The sequence below is a fragment of the Aequorivita vitellina genome, assembly GCF_022008365.1.
Taxonomy (GTDB): domain Bacteria; phylum Bacteroidota; class Bacteroidia; order Flavobacteriales; family Flavobacteriaceae; genus Aequorivita; species Aequorivita vitellina.
In genome coordinates, this window is the sequence record NZ_JAIRBA010000005.1 from 59475 (window position 1) to 76032 (window position 16558).

At 38.3% G+C, this 16558-nt stretch carries 19 protein-coding genes; 9 read left to right on the forward strand and 10 right to left on the reverse strand.

The window, feature by feature from the left end; translation table 11 throughout:
- Positions 1–22 precede the first annotated feature (22 nt).
- The gene (locus tag K8089_RS03965) at positions 23–841 is read right to left on the reverse strand and encodes a carboxypeptidase-like regulatory domain-containing protein (RefSeq protein ID WP_237601984.1); all 819 of its coding nucleotides are present in this window, start codon (positions 839–841) and stop codon (positions 23–25) included.
- A 146-nt stretch (positions 842–987) separates the two neighbouring features.
- On the opposite strand from K8089_RS03965, the gene pepE reads away from it, so the two are divergent.
- Positions 988–1689 carry a dipeptidase PepE gene (gene pepE / locus K8089_RS03970; protein WP_237602075.1) on the forward strand — a complete coding sequence of 234 codons (702 nt, stop codon included), beginning with the start codon at positions 988–990 and terminating at the stop codon, positions 1687–1689.
- A 508-nt stretch (positions 1690–2197) separates the two neighbouring features.
- Here pepE and K8089_RS03975 read toward each other — a convergent pair.
- Positions 2198–2632, reverse strand: coding sequence for a GNAT family N-acetyltransferase (locus K8089_RS03975; RefSeq protein ID WP_262913895.1), 435 nt, complete (start codon positions 2630–2632; stop codon positions 2198–2200).
- A gap of 36 nt (positions 2633–2668) precedes the next feature.
- Here K8089_RS03975 and K8089_RS03980 point away from each other — a divergent pair, with 36 nt between their 5' ends.
- From K8089_RS03980 to K8089_RS04015, 8 genes are all read left to right on the forward strand, one after another.
- Entirely contained in the window at positions 2669–3415 is a 747-nt protein-coding gene (locus K8089_RS03980) for a M15 family metallopeptidase (RefSeq protein WP_237601985.1), read from the forward strand.
- A 106-nt stretch (positions 3416–3521) separates the two neighbouring features.
- The gene (gpmI, locus tag K8089_RS03985) at positions 3522–5039 is read left to right on the forward strand and encodes a 2,3-bisphosphoglycerate-independent phosphoglycerate mutase (RefSeq protein WP_237601986.1); all 1518 of its coding nucleotides are present in this window, start codon (positions 3522–3524) and stop codon (positions 5037–5039) included.
- Positions 5040–5085: 46 nt separating this feature from the next.
- Positions 5086–5517, forward strand: coding sequence for a DoxX family membrane protein (locus K8089_RS03990; protein WP_237601987.1), 432 nt, complete (start codon positions 5086–5088; stop codon positions 5515–5517).
- A 37-nt stretch (positions 5518–5554) separates the two neighbouring features.
- Positions 5555–6145 (forward strand): TlpA family protein disulfide reductase, encoded by a 591-nt coding sequence (locus K8089_RS03995; RefSeq protein WP_237601988.1) that lies wholly within the window; start codon positions 5555–5557, stop codon positions 6143–6145.
- Between the two features lie 50 nt (positions 6146–6195).
- Complete coding sequence (locus tag K8089_RS04000) at positions 6196–6603, forward strand: BT0820 family HAD-type phosphatase (protein ID WP_237601989.1); 408 nt, start codon at positions 6196–6198, stop codon at positions 6601–6603.
- A 4-nt stretch (positions 6604–6607) separates the two neighbouring features.
- Positions 6608–7414, forward strand: a complete 807-nt coding sequence (map, locus tag K8089_RS04005; RefSeq protein ID WP_237601990.1) for a type I methionyl aminopeptidase — start codon at positions 6608–6610, stop codon at positions 7412–7414.
- A gap of 62 nt (positions 7415–7476) precedes the next feature.
- Positions 7477–7851: a GxxExxY protein gene (locus K8089_RS04010; protein ID WP_237601991.1), complete on the forward strand. Its 375-nt coding sequence runs from the start codon at positions 7477–7479 to the stop codon at positions 7849–7851.
- Positions 7852–7897: 46 nt separating this feature from the next.
- Positions 7898–8662: a class I SAM-dependent methyltransferase gene (locus K8089_RS04015; protein WP_237601992.1), complete on the forward strand. Its 765-nt coding sequence runs from the start codon at positions 7898–7900 to the stop codon at positions 8660–8662.
- Here the strand turns inward: K8089_RS04015 and K8089_RS04020 are convergent.
- From K8089_RS04020 to K8089_RS04055, 8 genes are all read right to left on the reverse strand, one after another.
- On the reverse strand, positions 8651–9667 hold the full coding sequence (locus tag K8089_RS04020; protein ID WP_237601993.1) for an FAD:protein FMN transferase: 1017 nt from the start codon (positions 9665–9667) through the stop codon (positions 8651–8653). The genes K8089_RS04015 and K8089_RS04020 overlap by 12 nt on opposite strands.
- 37 nt (positions 9668–9704) lie before the next feature.
- Complete coding sequence (locus tag K8089_RS04025; RefSeq protein ID WP_237601994.1) at positions 9705–10067, reverse strand: Na(+)-translocating NADH-quinone reductase subunit F; 363 nt, start codon at positions 10065–10067, stop codon at positions 9705–9707.
- A gap of 110 nt (positions 10068–10177) precedes the next feature.
- Positions 10178–11488, reverse strand: a complete 1311-nt coding sequence (gene nqrF / locus K8089_RS04030; protein WP_237601995.1) for an NADH:ubiquinone reductase (Na(+)-transporting) subunit F — start codon at positions 11486–11488, stop codon at positions 10178–10180.
- Position 11489: 1 nt separating this feature from the next.
- The gene (gene nqrE, locus K8089_RS04035) at positions 11490–12230 is read right to left on the reverse strand and encodes an NADH:ubiquinone reductase (Na(+)-transporting) subunit E (protein ID WP_237601996.1); all 741 of its coding nucleotides are present in this window, start codon (positions 12228–12230) and stop codon (positions 11490–11492) included.
- A 67-nt stretch (positions 12231–12297) separates the two neighbouring features.
- On the reverse strand, positions 12298–12942 hold the full coding sequence (locus K8089_RS04040; protein WP_237601997.1) for an NADH:ubiquinone reductase (Na(+)-transporting) subunit D: 645 nt from the start codon (positions 12940–12942) through the stop codon (positions 12298–12300).
- A 3-nt stretch (positions 12943–12945) separates the two neighbouring features.
- Positions 12946–13695 (reverse strand): Na(+)-translocating NADH-quinone reductase subunit C, encoded by a 750-nt coding sequence (locus tag K8089_RS04045; RefSeq protein WP_237601998.1) that lies wholly within the window; start codon positions 13693–13695, stop codon positions 12946–12948.
- 2 nt (positions 13696–13697) lie between these two features.
- A complete protein-coding gene (locus tag K8089_RS04050) occupies positions 13698–14897 on the reverse strand; it encodes an NADH:ubiquinone reductase (Na(+)-transporting) subunit B (RefSeq protein ID WP_237601999.1) in 1200 nt (399 codons plus the stop codon).
- A gap of 35 nt (positions 14898–14932) precedes the next feature.
- Positions 14933–16282 carry a Na(+)-translocating NADH-quinone reductase subunit A gene (locus K8089_RS04055; RefSeq protein WP_237602000.1) on the reverse strand — a complete coding sequence of 450 codons (1350 nt, stop codon included), beginning with the start codon at positions 16280–16282 and terminating at the stop codon, positions 14933–14935.
- Between the last annotated feature and the right edge of the window lie 276 nt (positions 16283–16558).

Genomic DNA, 16558 nt, shown 5'->3' on the forward strand with positions numbered 1-16558 from the left:
CTTCTAATAAAGCCGGTTTCGTTTACTCACCTCGTTTTTTGTACTCTTCACTTTTTTTGAAAAGAAATTCCATCAATTGCATTTCATTTTCGGGTTTTAGCAAGGTTTTATCCAAACCATTTTCTTGGGCAAAAAACAAAAAATCGACTGCTTTTTCATCCGGAATCCCAAAATTAGCTTCAATAAAATCCCTACTAAAACGCTGTTGAATATTGTTACTTACGGTATTTATATCATCTTGCTTTTCAACTGGCGAAATTTTGTTCCCTTTCGGAAAAAGCAAATTTGCCACGCCACCCAAAAGCGCCAAAACATTTGCGCCATTCGTTAAAGCATTGCCGTGCAGCGCTTCTTCGGCAGCATTGCCAGAGATGGCTGTTTTATCGTCTGGCACGAAAGTATAACCGTATTCTAAATTTTTGTAGCTCAAATCCCAGTCTTTGGTAACGTTATAGGTAGGTATTTTTTTTACGTCCACATTTATATTTCCGGAAAGGTCGTAGGGTCGCACCACAACTTCTTCCAATTGGTTCACCGCAGGATTCAAGAAAATATTCATTGTTTTTCTTTCTATAATTCCTTTATCGATTATTACGGTAAACGATTGGTACTGAAGGGCTAAAATTTGCACACGATCGTTTTCGGCCAATTCAATTTCGAAGCTGCCATCGGGGTTGGTGATGGTTCCTTTCTGTGCCGAAATATTGTAAACTGAAATACCTTCGGCATCCTCGCCTTGGGGAACGTGTATTTTTCCAGCAACTTTTGTGCGGTCAATATCCTGCGCAAACATCGTGAAGGAAACTGCAATAAATAAAAGTAGGAGTAGTTTTTTTGTCATTCATTAAAAGTACGTATTTGTTTTGTTAGTGAAAACTTAAAGTTTACATTCCCAATAGTTAAATTTACATTTTTGAAAACTTATTTATAATGATGAACACAGACTCAAAGAGATTCTCGTCGAATTCTATATCGAGCGGAGTAGCGATGCGGGAATTGATAATTGCAAGCACGAGCACCGTATATGGCGGCGACTATCTCGATTACCTAACGGAAGAAATGGCCGAGCTTTTTAAAGACACCGAAGAAGTAATCTTTATCCCCTACGCGCGTCCCGGCGGAATTAGCCACGACCAATACACGGCAAAAGCTGCAAAAGCTTTTACTGAAATAGGTAAAAAACTGGTTGGATTGCACACTTTTGACAATCCTGTAGAAGCATTAAAAAACGCTAAAGGCGCATTTACGGGCGGCGGCAACACCTTTGTTTTGGTTAATGCCCTCTACCGTTTGGAGTTGATGCAACCACTACGCCAAGCTATTTTTAAAGGTTTGCCGTATATGGGCACCAGTGCTGGCAGCAATATTTGTGGCGTTTCTATGCAAACTACTAACGATATGCCTATTGTTTATCCGCCTTCATTTAAAACTTTGGGCGTAATTCCGTTCAACCTTAATCCGCATTATTTAGATCCAAACCCAGAAAGTAAGCACATGGGCGAAACCCGTGAAACCCGCATTGCAGAGTTTCATACCCAGAACACCGTCCCAGTTGTTGGTCTCCGCGAAGAAAGTTGGTTACGAGTAAAAGGCGATGAAATTACGCTAAAAGGCAAACTAAAGGCCCGCGTTTTTGAACAGGGGAAAGAGCCGCATGAAGTTGAAAGTGGTGCTACTTTAAGATTTTAATCAGCCAAATTACTGCAAGAAGATAATTATGACGCGAACGCCAGTTAGTCTGGTTTAAGCGACTTCTGTTCTCAAGAAATTTTCTATACCCCTTAACGGAATTACAAAAAAATTGCTTTTTATAGCCTATAATATTATTAAAGGATAAGTAGGATCTTTAGTAATAATGATATAGTATAAACATACTATATACATACTATAAACATACTATAGCTATACTATATAGTTACTTTAATATTACTATAAGTATGTTATATAGTTTAACCTCCATACTATTATAATAATGTTATGTCACAAATTAAGTTTACGGCCTAAGCAGCTATTAAGCAGGATGATTAACCAGAACACAGATCGGAATTAAATTTGCGAAAGGATAGGGAGTCTTTGGGCCAATTGAACACAAGAGATTCTAGTATAATCTCGATGTTAGCATTGCTCAATAGGAAGACTAAGCAGCTACTATAAATAACCATTTATGGAGGTTTGGGTGAACTAGAGCAGTATCAAATTAAAGCTCTTTTACAAAGTGATACCCTTTGGCCACAAAGCCTTGATTGTAGAAAAATTTATGCGAAGGAAAATTGTGCACATAACTGTTTAACTCAACCCAATTACACGATTTTTTCTTTGCGCAGTCTGTGACGAAATCGATAAGCATTTTGCCGATGCCGCGACCTCGGTAGGCATCGTCAATTATAACGTGATCCATCTCCAGGCTTCTCCCGGCATAGTGACGGGTTTGAAACCACAGGCCACAAGCGCCAATTAATTTTTCGGCATCAAAAATGCCGAGGCATTCGTAATTTTGTTGGGTCATTTCTTGCAAGCGTTCTTGTAGCAATGCTTCGGAAACGGTAAAATTCCCAAGCTTTTGCATCAACGGAATAATGCTAAAAATTTCTTTGGGGTCAATAATGCGGATTGAAATGGCGTTATCTTTCAAAATAATGGTAATTTTAAAACTTCACTAAAACATAAAATGAAGCGAAACGAATTTATTAAAATTTCAGGTATTGCGGGGCTAAGTTTGGCCATTTTTCCACAGTTTTCTTTTAAAAGTTTTTCAGAGGAATTTTCAAGAAACCAATTAATTGGCAAAGGAAATCCAGATATTGTTGGCGACAGCTATACTTCTAAAATGCACAAAACTGCAAAGGAAGCATTCATTAAAATGAAAGCGGCCGCTGCAAAGGAAAATATAAACATTGAAGTAGTTTCGGCATACCGAAGTTTTCAGCGGCAAAAAGAAATTTTTGAAGGCAAGTATAAACGTTTTACAAATCAGGGACTTTCCCCCGAAAAAGCTCTTGAAAAAATCATTGAATATTCCACCATTCCAGGCACATCGCGCCACCATTGGGGAACCGACATCGATATTATTGACGCCAATGCGCCTCGCCCTTCAAATGTATTGATGCCTGAAAATTTTCACGGCACCGGGCCTTTTTGCAAATTAAAAATGTGGCTAGATGACAACTCCGAAAAATTCGACTTTTACGAAGTTTACACAGATAACGGCAACCGCAAAGGTTTTAAATATGAACCGTGGCATTTTAGTTACGCCCCGGTTTCCATCGCGATGTTGAAGGAATACAAAGAAAAAATTGATGTGAAGAAAATGCTTTCGGAAGAAAAATTGATGGGCAACGAGAATTTTTCAGACGATTTTATTTCTAGGTATGTAAAAGAAAATATTTTGGATATCAACCCGAAACTACTTCCTTAAAATAATTTATGTACTCAATATTTAAAAACTCGAATTTTTATACTCACAAGTTTTAAAACTAAGATTTCAAAACCTATTTCCAAACTACCCTTCGTATCTTTACACTATGAATAAAAAAGTCTTTTTAATGATCCTCGATGGTTGGGGAATTACGCAGGATCCTTCTGTTTCTGCGGTTGCCCAAGCCGACACACCGTTTATAGATTCGCTTTATAAAAAATATCCGCACGCACAGTTGTTAACCCACGGCATGAACGTTGGCTTGCCCAACGGTCAAATGGGCAATAGCGAAGTGGGACATATGAATCTTGGCGCCGGAAGAATAGTTTATCAAGACCTTGCCAAAATAAATATGGCGGTTGAAAAGGGAACAATCAGCAGCGAACCCGAATTGCAAAAAGCTTTCGATTACGCAAAAGTCAATAATAAAAACGTCCATTTTTTAGGCCTTGTTTCCAACGGTGGCGTGCATTCGCACATTGACCATTTAAAAGGTTTGTTAAGCGCTGCTCAAAAAAAAGGTTTAAAAAATGTGTATGTGCATGCTTTTACAGACGGCCGCGATGTGGACCCGCATTCGGGAAAAGGGTTTATTGAAGATTTGGAAAACCATTTAAAAAATACCGGCGGAAAATTAGCTTCAATCATTGGGCGTTACTACGCAATGGACCGAGACAAAAGGTGGGAGCGCGTAAAAAAAGCATACGATTTGTTGCGCTTCGGAAAAGGGAAACCTTCAAAAAATGCCGTAAAAAGTATTGAAGCAAGTTACGCTGAAGGAATTACAGACGAGTTTATCGAACCAATTACAATGACCAATCCTGAAGGGAAACCAGTTGCAACAATTGACAAAGATGATGTGGTGATTTTCTTCAACTTTAGAACCGATCGCGGCAGACAACTCACCGAGGTTTTAACGCAAAAGGATTACGAGCCATACGGAATGAAAACGCTTCCGTTGTATTTTGTAACCCTTACAAATTATGACGATTCCTTCGGAAATATTCATGTGGTTTACAACAAAGAAAACTTAAACGATACTTTAGGCGAAGTATTGGAAAGAAACGGAAAGAAGCAAATAAGAATTGCCGAAACTGAGAAATATCCACACGTTACCTTCTTTTTTTCAGGCGGAAGAGAAATTCCTTTTGAAGGTGAAAAACGAATTCTTTGCCCCTCGCCCACTGTGGCAACCTACGATTTGAAACCCGAAATGAGCGCATACGAGCTTCGGGATATGATATTGCCTGAAATTGAAAAAGAAACAGCCGATTTTATATGCCTAAACTTTGCAAACCCAGATATGGTTGGGCATACCGGTGTTTTTGAAGCAGCAATAAAGGCTTGCGAAACTGTAGATAATTGTGCGCGAGCAATCGTGGAGCAGGCCTTGAAAAGCCATTACACAACAATAATAATTGCAGACCACGGCAACAGCGAAACCATGCGTAATGCCGATGGTTCACCAAATACGGCGCATACTATAAATCCGGTGCCAATTATTGTTGTGGACTCTGAAATTAAAACTGTTAATAACGGAATTTTAGGAGATATCGCCCCTACAATTCTCGATATAATGGGTATTGAAAAGCCCGAAATAATGACGCAGCATTCACTGATTTAATGTGTGGGTAAGCATTTATAATTATGGACGACTTATAAGTTGAATTATGACAAAAAGGATCATCAAACTATTTCTTAGACTCGCCATTGCAGCCGGGTTTTTATCTGCCTCTGCAGACCGATTTGGGTGGTGGCCGCAAGACGTTTCAGCTTGGGGAAATTGGAATAGTTTTTTAGAATACACCGAAATAATAAATCCTTGGATTCCTATATCGTTAATTCCCACGGTAGCTATTGTTGCCACTGCAGCCGAAATAATTTTCGCACTCTTTCTTTTAATTGGTTTTAAAACGGAACTATTTGCAAAATTAAGCGGGTTTCTTTTGTTGCTTTTCGCTTTATCCATGACTTTTTCGACGGGGATAAAAGGTGTTTTCGATTATTCGGTTTTTAGTGCTGCTGGGGCTGCATTTGCACTTAGTTTAATGAAGGAGAAATATTTAGAATTGGACACTTTCATTCATAAAAAATCTAGTTAAAAACAGTGTTAAACAAATCAATTTCAAAATAATAAAAATGAAAAAAATATTTCTAATCATTTCGGCAATTACAGTAGTTGCTTGCAATTCTTCAAAAGAAAAAAATAAAATAGACGAAAACACTTCAAAAGAGATGATTTCAGAAAATATACACGAAAAAATAAACGACACCGTTCCCTACGAAGAATCTGTAATGCTTTTGGGTAAAGCCAATCGCAAAGGTTTCCAAATGGACGCATTTAAAAGTTGGTTTAATTCTGGCTACGAAAGTTACAGCGCAGATTCTGAAGTAATGCAACAGTTACAGCCACTTTTAAAAGATGTAACAATCACCCTTTTTATGGGCACTTGGTGCGAAGATAGCCAACGCGAAACGCCACATTTTTACAAAATTTTGGACGATACAGGTTTTGACGAATCTAAACTTACATTGATTACTGTTTCCGAAGAAAAAACGACGCCACAAGGTTTTGAGAGCGGAAAAAACATTACACACGTACCCACAATTATACTTTACAAAGACGGCAATGAATTGGGCCGAATTGTGGAATACCCAATTGAAAGTCTTGAAAAAGATATGCTCGCCATTTTAAGCGGAAAAGAATACACACATGCTTACGCCGAATAAACTTTAGCAATGGTATAATTCTTTGTAAATTTGCGCCTTGAAAAAAGACGATGATTAGAGAAACCATTACCATAGCCGTAGATTTTGACGGTACCATTGTTGAGGATGCGTATCCAGACATTGGCCGTCCTATAATTTTTGCTTTTGACACACTGAAAAAATTGCAAAGCCAAGGGCATCGGCTTATTTTATGGACCTATCGAAAAGGCCGAACTTTAGACGAAGCTGTAGCTTTCTGCAAAGAAAATGGAATTGTTTTTTATGCGGTAAACAACAGTTTTCCGGAAGAGGAATTTGACATCACCCACAGCCGAAAAATTCACGCAGATGTTTTTATAGACGACCGCAATATTGGTGGGCTAAAAGGTTGGGGCGAAATATACCAGCAACTTACTGGGGAAGCTGCTCCCGCAAAATCTAAAACACAGAAAAAAGGATTTTTCTCCTTTTTAAAATAGCACTATGATAATACCAAAAACAAGAGAAGAAATAGAATTAATGCGCGAAAGTGCTTTGGTAGTATCCCGTACGTTGGGAATGCTCGCAAAGGAAGTAAAACCGGGCGTTACCACCAATCAGCTTAATAAAATGGCTGAAGATTACATTAGAAGCCAAGATGCCATTCCAGGTTTTCTGGGCTTGTACGATTGCCCTTCTACGCTATTAACTAGTGTAAACGAAGCGGTGGTTCACGGTTTGCCAACCGATATTCCGTTGAAAGATGGCGATATCGTGGCTATTGACTGTGGCGCAATTAAAAATGGCTTTTATGGCGACCACGCCTACACTTTTGAAATAGGCGAAATAGATCCAGAAATTAAAAAACTACTGAAAATAACTAAAGAATCACTTTATGTTGGTATCCGCGAATTTAAAGCTGGCAACCGCGTGGGCGATGTAGGATTTGCAATTCAAAAATATTGCGAAGCACACGGTTACGGCGTTGTTCGTGAATTAGTGGGACATGGTTTGGGAAGAAAAATGCACGAAGACCCCGAAATGCCGAATTACGGACGTCGCGGTCGCGGCAAGAAATTTATTGAAGGAATGACCATTGCGTTAGAGCCGATGATAAATATGGGTACACACAAAGTGAAACAATTAAGCGACGGCTGGACCATTGTTACGCAAGACGGGCAACCAAGCGCACATTTTGAGCACAATATTGCTCTCGTTGACGGAAAACCCGAATTGCTTTCTACGTTTGATTACGTTTATGAAGCGTTGGGGATTGTAAGTGATGAGGAGAAGGAATTTAGAAATAGCTGAAGAAGCTATTACACAGAGTTTCGCGGAGGAACACAGAGTTTCACAGAGTAATTTAATTAGAAATGGATAATAAATTAACTGAAATCATTATTGGTTCGGCAATTGAAGTTCATCGAAATCTTGGACCTGGCCTTTTGGAATCTGCTTATCAAGAATGCCTTTTATTCGAATTACGATCAAAAGGCTTAATCGTTGAAAAAGAAAAACCTTTACCTATAATTTATAAAGACATAAAACTAGACCACGGTTACAGAATTGATTTATTAGTAGAAAGTGAAGTAGTGATAGAGATTAAAACCGTTGAAAGCTTTACAGATGTTCATTCGGCTCAAGTATTGACGTATTTAAAATTAGGAAATTATCCTCTTGGATCATTATTCAATTTTCACACATTACTCTTAAAAAACGGTTTAAAAAGATTTATAAATTCTCAGTGAAACTCCGCGAAACCTTTGTGCAACTCTGCGTAACAACCCGAAACATTTGTTCAAAAAAATACTAAATACCATCCCGCGACCATTACTCATTAGATTGAGTATTATAGGAAGACCCATACTTGCTTTTTTTCTAAAAGGGAATAAATATACAGACCCGATTGATGGTAAATCGTACCGTAAGTTTCTTCCGTATGGCTATGAAGTTGTTCGTGAAAATGTACTTTCTCCCGGCACTCTTTCTTTGGAAAGACACCGGTTGTTTTGGCTGTATCTTAAAAATGAAACAGGGTTTTTTACCGAAAATATAAAAGTGCTTCACTTTGCGCCCGAACAAGCGTTTTATAAGAAATTCAGAAAAATGAAAAATCTGGATTACGTTACAACCGATCTAAATTCACCCATTGCCGATGTAAAAGCAGATATCTGCGACTTACCTTTTGCAGATAATGAATTCGACTTTATAATCTGCAACCACGTTTTGGAACACATTCCCAACGATACAAAAGCCATGCAAGAAATTTATCGCGTTTTGGCACCGGGTGGTACGGCTATTCTTCAAGTTCCGTATAAAGCAGATTTGGAAGAAACTTTTGAAGATAACAGTATTACCGACCCAAAAGAACGCGCCAAAATATTTGGACAATACGACCATGTGCGAGTTTATGGAATGGATTATTTTACAAAACTAAAAAGTATTGGCTTTAAAGTGGAAGCCGTGGATTACACAAAAACCATTGCTGCCGACGAAGTTGAAAAATATAGACTTCCGTTGGGCGAATTCATTCCCGTATGTAAAAAATTAGTTCGCTAATTGTTTTTTGAAACCATCCGTCATAAAAACTTGATGGTTGTTTAATGAATCATTAAAGGTTAAATAAGCTTCAATTTTAGGTAGATTTTTTAAGACTTCTTTCGATTTTTCTAATCCCAACGCCATAAACGAAGTGGCATACGCATCTGCAAGTCCGCAAGTAGGTGCAAGTACAGTAGCGCTTGTAACGTCGCTCTTTTCAGCCGAACCCGTTAAAGGATTTAAAGTATGCACATATCTTTTACCAGTTGCCGAATCAATTCGGAATTTTCGATAATTGCCCGAGGAAGCCATTCCTATATTTTTTAAGGCAACGATAGCTTCAATACTTCGGTCTTCCAGTTCAGAATCTACATTTTCTATTCCCGCTTTCCATTTTTGATTTTTGGCAAGGTTTTCACCTTTTGTGAGAATTTCACCTCCCAATTCAATTAAATAATCGGTTACACCTTTAGATTCTAAATAACGCCCAAGCAGATCAATTCCGAAGCCCTTTGCCACCGCATTAAAGTCGAAATATATTTCTGGGTGTTCTTTGGAAACAGTGCCATCAGCATTGATTTTCACTTTGTGAAAACCTACGTATTTCATCAAAGAATCTAAGGTGGTGCTATCAATATTTTTCAGAGGTTTTACGTCGCCAAACCCATAGGCATTTCGCAACACCCCAACGGTAGGATCAAAATAACCATTGGTTTTTTTATTGACGTCTTTTGAGATTTCAAAAACTTCCTTAAATATTGAATCTACAACCACAGTGGAATCTCCGCGGTTTACTTTTGAAATATCGCTTTCGGGAATATAGGTGCTTACGGAGTGATTCACCACGGAAATTATTGAATCCAACCCTTTTTGAAAGTCTATATTTTTATTGGAATAAAACTGAATATTATAAGTAGTGCCAAATGCTTCGCCTTGTAAAAATTTAGGTTGTGGCTTATCGTTTCCGCAGGAAAGAAATAAAAAAAGAACTGAAAAAGATAGGTATTTTAATGTGTGAAGCATTTGGTTTAATTTTAATAAAATAGTAGCAGTCATAAAATTAATGAATCTCTTGTAAGCCTTTATAAACAACGGTATAATCTTCATTTTTGATTACTGGTTTGCCATAATCTGTACCGTGACCGAGGCCAACTCCTGCGTAAAATGTTTTGGCTTCAAACTTAGCTGCGTGCTCCTTTATGGTTTGCATAAAAAGTGGGTCGAACGCGTGTGCATCCTGCGGATACGATATGGCACGTACAATAATAAAATGAAGGGTTTTATCTTTTAAAGCCACAAATTGTGGATCTCGTTTCAATTTTGAATTTACGCCTAAAAATTCATAGCCATCTGTTTCCAGCTGTTTCCCCACGATATTCATCGCGAGGTTGTGCAATTCCTGTTTGTTAAGTTTCTCGCTCATAAGTGACTTCAAAATTACGAATATTTGAATGTAATTTTTAAACTTCTTCGGTATAAAAAAACCGTTCCATAAAAATGAAACGGTTGTTAAGTTTTTATAGGAAGCAATTATTAACCTCCGAAATCATCAAAACGAATGTTTTCGTCTGGGATTCCAAAATCTTCACCCATCTTTTGAACTGCTTGGTTCATCAATGGTGGGCCACAGAAATAGAGCTCAATATCTTCGGGAGCTTCGTGGTGGTTTAAGTAATTATCAATAACCACTTGGTGGATAAAGCCTACAAAACCGTCGCCTTCTTCGTCTTGCATATCCTTTTTCACTTTCCAGTTGTCCTCTTCGGCTGGTTCACTTAAAGCCAAATAGAATTTAAAGTTTGGAAATTCGGCCTCCAATTCTTTAAAGTGTTCTAAATAGAAAAGTTCTCTTTTAGAACGGCCTCCGTACCAATATGTAACTTTTCTACCGGTTTTAAGGGTTTTGAAAAGGTGGTATAAGTGCGAACGCATAGGTGCCATTCCGGCTCCACCACCTACGTAAAGCATTTCTGCTTCGGAAGGATTTATGAAGAATTCGCCATAAGGACCTGAAATTACAACCTTATCTCCTTCTTTACAGTTGAAGATATATGAAGAAGCTATCCCCGGATTTACATCCATCCATCCGCCTTTAGCACGGTCAAATGGTGGAGTTGCAATACGAACGTTAAGCATAATTTCGCGACCTTCTGCTGGGTACGAAGCCATAGAGTAGGCTCTTTCAACAGTTTCGGTATTTTTCATTACAAGGGGCCAAAGTTTAAACTTATCCCACTCTTCTTGAAATTTATCGGGTCTTTCGTGTTCTTCGGGATGGGCAGTAATGTCCATATTCTCGAACTTAATTTCGCAAGGTGGAATTTCAATTTGAATATAACCTCCTGCTTTGTAATTCATATCTTCAGGGATTTCAACTACAAATTCTTTAATAAATGAAGCAACGTTGTAATTTCTCACAACGGTGGCATCCCACTTTTTAATTCCGAAAACTTCTTCAGGAATTGTGATATTCATATCCTGCTTTACTTTCACTTGACAGGAAAGTCGCATTCCTTCTTGTAATTCTTTACGGGTAAAGTGAGGTGTTTCGGTAGGCAATGCTTCACCACCACCTTCAAGTACATGGCATTCACATTGAATACAAGTTCCACCACCACCACAAGCTGATGGCAGGAATATTTTTTCACCACCCAAAGTAGATAATAGTGAACCACCACTTTCTACTTCAATTACTTTTTCGTCATTAATGGTAATTTTTACTGGGCCAGAGGGTGAAAGCTTCTGTTTGGTAAAAAGTAATAATGACACCAATAGTAGGGTTAGCACCAAAAAGGCAATAACCGTTACTATTATAACTCCTAATGTACTTACTGCTAAAAACATACTATTGCTTCGTTATAGTTGAAACTTTTACGGTTTCTTCGGTTTCTATATTGTCTTGTTGAATCTGTTCTGTCTGCATTCCCACATTTTCAGGATTTCCGTCTAATGAAGGAGTTGATTCGTCGCCACCTGTTAGCATACCACCAAAACTCATAAAGCCGATGGCCATCAAGCCTGTGATAATAAATGTAATTCCTAGGCCTCGCAAAGGAGCGGGAACATTAGAATAACGTATTTTTTCGCGAATGGCAGCAATCGCTAAAATTGCTAAAAACCACCCGATACCCGAACTAATACCATAATTTAAAGCCAAGCCTAAAGTAGGAATTTCTCTAGATTGCATAAATAACGAACCTCCTAAAATGGCACAGTTTACAGCAATTAACGGAAGGAAAATACCTAAAGAGTTATAAAGTGAAGGTGAAAACTTTTCAACAACTATTTCTACTAATTGCACCATCGTAGCGATAGTAGCAATAAAAAGAATGAAGGAAAGGAAACCTAAATCATACGAGGCGTATTCTTCGCCTAACCAAGATAAAGCTCCGTCTCTTAAAATATACTGATCTAGCAGCCAGTTAATTGGCACGGTTACGGCAAGTACAAAAATTACCGCAGCGCCAAGACCTACAGCTGTTGCCACTTTTTTAGATACAGCTAGGTATGAACACATTCCGAGGAAGGTTGCAAATACCATGTTATCTATAAAGATTGATTTAAAAAATAACTCTACGTGTTCCATTTTTTTGAGTATTCAGTTTGCAGAAACTTTTAGCAGTAGGACACCTACTGTGTTCGTGCCAATTTTGTTATTCCTCTATTAAGTCTTTATTTTGTGCGCGTTGCACCCAGATAATTAATCCAACGATAATTAATGCCATTGGCGACAATAACATAAAGCCGTTATTCTCGTAACCTATGGCGTAAAGCCCGGTTTTTGAAATGGGATCGCCCAATACTTGGATACCCAATAAAGTTCCAGAGCCTAAAAGTTCGCGGAAAAAGCCAACGATTATAAGTATTACACCATAACCAGCTGCGTTTCCAATTCCATCTAAGAAAGAGCGCCAAGGTCCGTTCCCCAAGGCAAAAGCTTCAAAACGCCCCATAATAATACAGTTGGTAATAATAAGACCAATAAAAACGGAAAGCTCTTTACTTAAGGAATAGGCAAAGGCTTTCAAAACTTGATCTACAATTATTACAAGTGCTGCTACAACCACCAATTGCACTATAATTCTAATTTTTGACGGTATAACATTTCGCATTAGTGAGATAACGACGTTTCCAATACCAAGTACAGCAATAACCGAAATGGCCATTACGATAGATGCTTTTAATTGTGCTGTAATAGCTAATGCAGAACAGATGCCCAAAACCTGAATGGTAATTGGGTTATTGTCTGCCAATGGATCTAGGATTAACCGACTGTCTTTTTTTGATAGCAATGCCATAATTTATTGAATTAAAGATTTTAGGTAAGGCAAGTACATTCGTACGTCCTTTTTTATCATTGCTGTTACCCCATCACCAGTAATGGTGGCTCCTGCAATGGCATCAACCTTATTGTCTGTTTTATTTTCGTTTATTGGGTCGTTATTTCCCTTTGCGACAGTTATGCCTTTAAAGGCATCACCATCCATTATATTTTCGCCAGTAAAGTCGTCCATAAAGTAGCGTTGTTTAATCTCAGCTCCCAAACCAGGCGTTTCACCTGCGTGGTCGAAAAACACCCCTTGTACTACTAATGATTTATCTACAGCTACAAAACCCCAAATAGCATCCCATAAACCTTTTCCTCTCATAGGAATTATATATAAAGTCTGGCCGTCCTTTTCACCTATAAACAGTGGTAGTCTACGTTGGTAATTTGGATCCTTTGCTTTTGTTTCTTCTTTTTTAATATCTATTAAATAAGCTTCCGGATCTTCAGTTACGTCGTCGCCTTGAATAACCAACTGTTTTTTAATATTAGCTGCAAAAGCTTCTTCAACTTTACTGGTAGCGATAAAGTTTACATCGCCATCGCCTTCATTTTCGTTTACACCCATTGCGTATAGAATGTTTTGCATTTTCTCAAAACGCTCATTAAGTGTTATCTTACTTTTAAGTCCTTGCGCAACGCCGGCCAAAAGAGAGCCAACTACAAGCACCATAATAATTGCAAAGATAATGGTGTATGAATTTTTATCTGTGTACTTCGCCATGATTACGCTGTTTTTGCTTTTAAACGTTTCAATCTCTTCTTAATATTTCCTTTTAACACATAGTGATCTATGGTTGGTGCAAATACATTCATCAACAGAATTGCAAGCATCACGCCTTCAGGGTATGCTGGGTTAAATACCCGAATTAAAACCGATATAAAACCGATAAAGAAACCATAAATCCATTTTCCCTTGTTGGTTTGCGAAGCCGTTACGGGGTCTGTGGCCATGTAAACAATACCAAAAGCCAATCCGCCTATTACTAGATGATGCCAGAAAGTTTCGCTCATTAAGCCGTAGAAACTACTGCCTTGTTGAATCCAACCTTGATCTACTACACCGTTAAAAATTAGCCCCATTACAATGGCTCCAATTACTGCGGAGAGCATAATACGCCAGCTGCCAACTTTAGTGAAAATTAAAAATGCAGCACCAATTAAAATAAGGAAGGTAGAAGTTTCGCCTACCGAGCCTGGGATAAAGCCCCAAAAACTATCCCAAATACTATAAATAGGTTCGTGATTTTGTGCTAAACTCCCAAGAATGGTTTCGCCAGAAATAGCATCTGGTTGCCCGGCCATTTCTTTTGCGCCGTGTACCCAAACTTTATCGCCACTCATCCAAGTAGGATATGCGAAGAAGAGGAAAGCACGGATGGTTAAAGCGGGGTTGAGTATATTCATTCCCGTTCCTCCAAAAACTTCCTTTCCGATAACTACACCGAAGATTACCGCAACGGTGAGCATCCAAAGTGGAATATCAATAGGAACGATAAGCGGCACTAGCATTCCGGTAACCAAATAACCTTCTTCCACTTCATGGCCTTTAATTACAGCAAAAATAAATTCTACGCCAAGCCCTACCAAATACGAAACAATTACCAACGGTAAGACCGTCCAAGCACCCAAGATAAAATTATCCCAAGTAAAAAAATTGCCTAACGGATCTAATCGCAAGGTAGCATCGATAGCTGCGTAGTGTTGGTAACCTGCGTTAAAAATTCCGAAGATTAAACACGGAACTAGCGCCATAATAACCGTATTCATGGTTCGCTTTAAATCGTCTGCTGCGCGAACATGCGAGCCAGAATGTGTAGTTTCATTCGGCGTATATAAAAAGGTATGCAGTGCATTAAATGCAGGGGCCATTTTAGTGCCCTTGTATTTTTCCTTTAGCTTATGTAAATTCTGTTTCAATCCCATATACTACGTATTTTTCATTTTTTCAAAATGAATAATTATCCAATTTCTTTATACATTAAATCAAGACCGTTCCTAATAATTTGTTGATGTGGTTGCTTACTTACGCAAATAAATTCGGTAAGTGCAAAATCTTCGGGAGCCACTTCGTACATTCCCAAAGCTTCCATTTCATCTAAATCTTGAATCATACAAGATTTCAGCATTTGTAATGGATACATATCTAGTGGAAAAACTTCTTCGTAATTACCTGTTACAACAAAATTACGGTGCTCCCCATTGGTATTAGTATCGAGATCGTAAACCTTATTAGGCATTAGCCAAGAAAATGTAAGTGCTCTTGAAGTCGATATTTTATCGAATACGGGTTTGTTCCAACCAAAAAGTTCATAATCGTCTCCTTCAGGAATTACCGATACGGTATTACTATAGTAACCCAAATAGCCTTTAGGCGAAATTTTTTGTCCCGTAAGCACGTCGCCACTAATAACACGAACGTTTTCGTCTTTTAGTCCAGAATCGTATATAAAGGTTGAGACCTCAGCACCAATTCGGGTTCTGTAATATTTAGGAGTATTTACCTCAGATCCGGCAAGTGCAACAATACGTTCGGCGTTAAATTTACCTGTAAGTAGCAATTCACCAATTATTACTAGATCCTGTGGCGCCACTGTCCATATAACCTCACCTTTATTAACTGGGCCTATCTTGTTTATTTGTGTACCTACATTTCCTGCAGGATGCGGACCAGAAACGCGATGAAGTGCGATGTCTTTCATTGCCTTAAATGGAGAATCTCCACTTTTAGGAATGCTTACGTGCACTTGCCCTTTGGTAAGTTTGCTAAGGGCAGTTAACGCAGCCTGTAGCTCATTTTCTTTTCCGTGTAACGAAAAATCTAAATCGTTTGCCAACGGGGCTGTGCTAAAACCAGAAATAAAAATATCTCTAGGCTCCTGCTCTGTGTCTGCAATTATCGCGTACGGACGTTGCATAATAAACGGCCAACAGCCAGCCTCTAACAAGCGGGCTTTAATTTCAGCACCGGAAGCAGTTGGATTTAACACTCCAAATTCTTTAAAAGAATCCTGCGCATCTGCTTCAATAGAGATTTCAGTAATAACACGTTTTGCGCCGCGTGAAATTTTAGTAAGTGTTCCGCTAACGGGCGAAACAAACTTTACAATTTCATTGTTCTTTGAGTAGAAAATGGTTTCACCAGCCTGAACTTTTCCACCTTCTTTAACCACCATTTTAGGGGTGATGAGATGAAAATCGGAAGGTCTTATTGCGAAAGTTCTCGATCGCGGAGCGTTTGACAAGGTTTTATCTGCGTCGCCCTGTAATTTAATGGTAAGACCTTTTTTAATTTTAATGTCTTTGGACATAAATATGGATATTAATAATGCCTTTTTAACACCCGCTAATCCCTCAAATTATACCATCGGGGACTACGGGCGTGCAAATTTATAAATTAAAACCCTCATTGCACAACAAAAGGGTATAATTTTCTGTGTTAAAAGGCAGGGTATTCTATATAAAATGATTTTAAATTATAGAATACACTATTAAATGAAAAAGATTTTAAAAATTGTTTGCTAATAAATTTCAATTCAGATTGATAGCAATATGACCAAGCGTTGTCTTTAGCTCGAAACAGTTTG

Bases quoted from the DNA above. Each gene is read 5' to 3' on its own strand.
- K8089_RS03965 (WP_237601984.1), bottom strand. From the start codon at position 841: ATGACAAAAAAACTACTCCTACTTTTATTTATTGCAGTTTCCTTCACG.
- pepE (WP_237602075.1), top strand. From the start codon at position 988: ATGCGGGAATTGATAATTGCAAGCACGAGCACCGTATATGGCGGCGAC.
- K8089_RS03980 (WP_237601985.1), top strand. From the start codon at position 2,669: ATGAAGCGAAACGAATTTATTAAAATTTCAGGTATTGCGGGGCTAAGT.
- gpmI (WP_237601986.1), top strand. From the start codon at position 3,522: ATGAATAAAAAAGTCTTTTTAATGATCCTCGATGGTTGGGGAATTACG.
- K8089_RS03990 (WP_237601987.1), top strand. From the start codon at position 5,086: ATGACAAAAAGGATCATCAAACTATTTCTTAGACTCGCCATTGCAGCC.
- K8089_RS03995 (WP_237601988.1), top strand. From the start codon at position 5,555: ATGAAAAAAATATTTCTAATCATTTCGGCAATTACAGTAGTTGCTTGC.
- K8089_RS04000 (WP_237601989.1), top strand. From the start codon at position 6,196: ATGATTAGAGAAACCATTACCATAGCCGTAGATTTTGACGGTACCATT.
- map (WP_237601990.1), top strand. From the start codon at position 6,608: ATGATAATACCAAAAACAAGAGAAGAAATAGAATTAATGCGCGAAAGT.
- K8089_RS04010 (WP_237601991.1), top strand. From the start codon at position 7,477: ATGGATAATAAATTAACTGAAATCATTATTGGTTCGGCAATTGAAGTT.
- K8089_RS04020 (WP_237601993.1), bottom strand. From the start codon at position 9,667: ATGCTTCACACATTAAAATACCTATCTTTTTCAGTTCTTTTTTTATTT.
- K8089_RS04025 (WP_237601994.1), bottom strand. From the start codon at position 10,067: ATGAGCGAGAAACTTAACAAACAGGAATTGCACAACCTCGCGATGAAT.
- nqrF (WP_237601995.1), bottom strand. From the start codon at position 11,488: ATGTTTTTAGCAGTAAGTACATTAGGAGTTATAATAGTAACGGTTATT.
- nqrE (WP_237601996.1), bottom strand. From the start codon at position 12,230: ATGGAACACGTAGAGTTATTTTTTAAATCAATCTTTATAGATAACATG.
- K8089_RS04040 (WP_237601997.1), bottom strand. From the start codon at position 12,942: ATGGCATTGCTATCAAAAAAAGACAGTCGGTTAATCCTAGATCCATTG.
- K8089_RS04045 (WP_237601998.1), bottom strand. From the start codon at position 13,695: ATGGCGAAGTACACAGATAAAAATTCATACACCATTATCTTTGCAATT.
- K8089_RS04050 (WP_237601999.1), bottom strand. From the start codon at position 14,897: ATGGGATTGAAACAGAATTTACATAAGCTAAAGGAAAAATACAAGGGC.
- K8089_RS04055 (WP_237602000.1), bottom strand. From the start codon at position 16,282: ATGTCCAAAGACATTAAAATTAAAAAAGGTCTTACCATTAAATTACAG.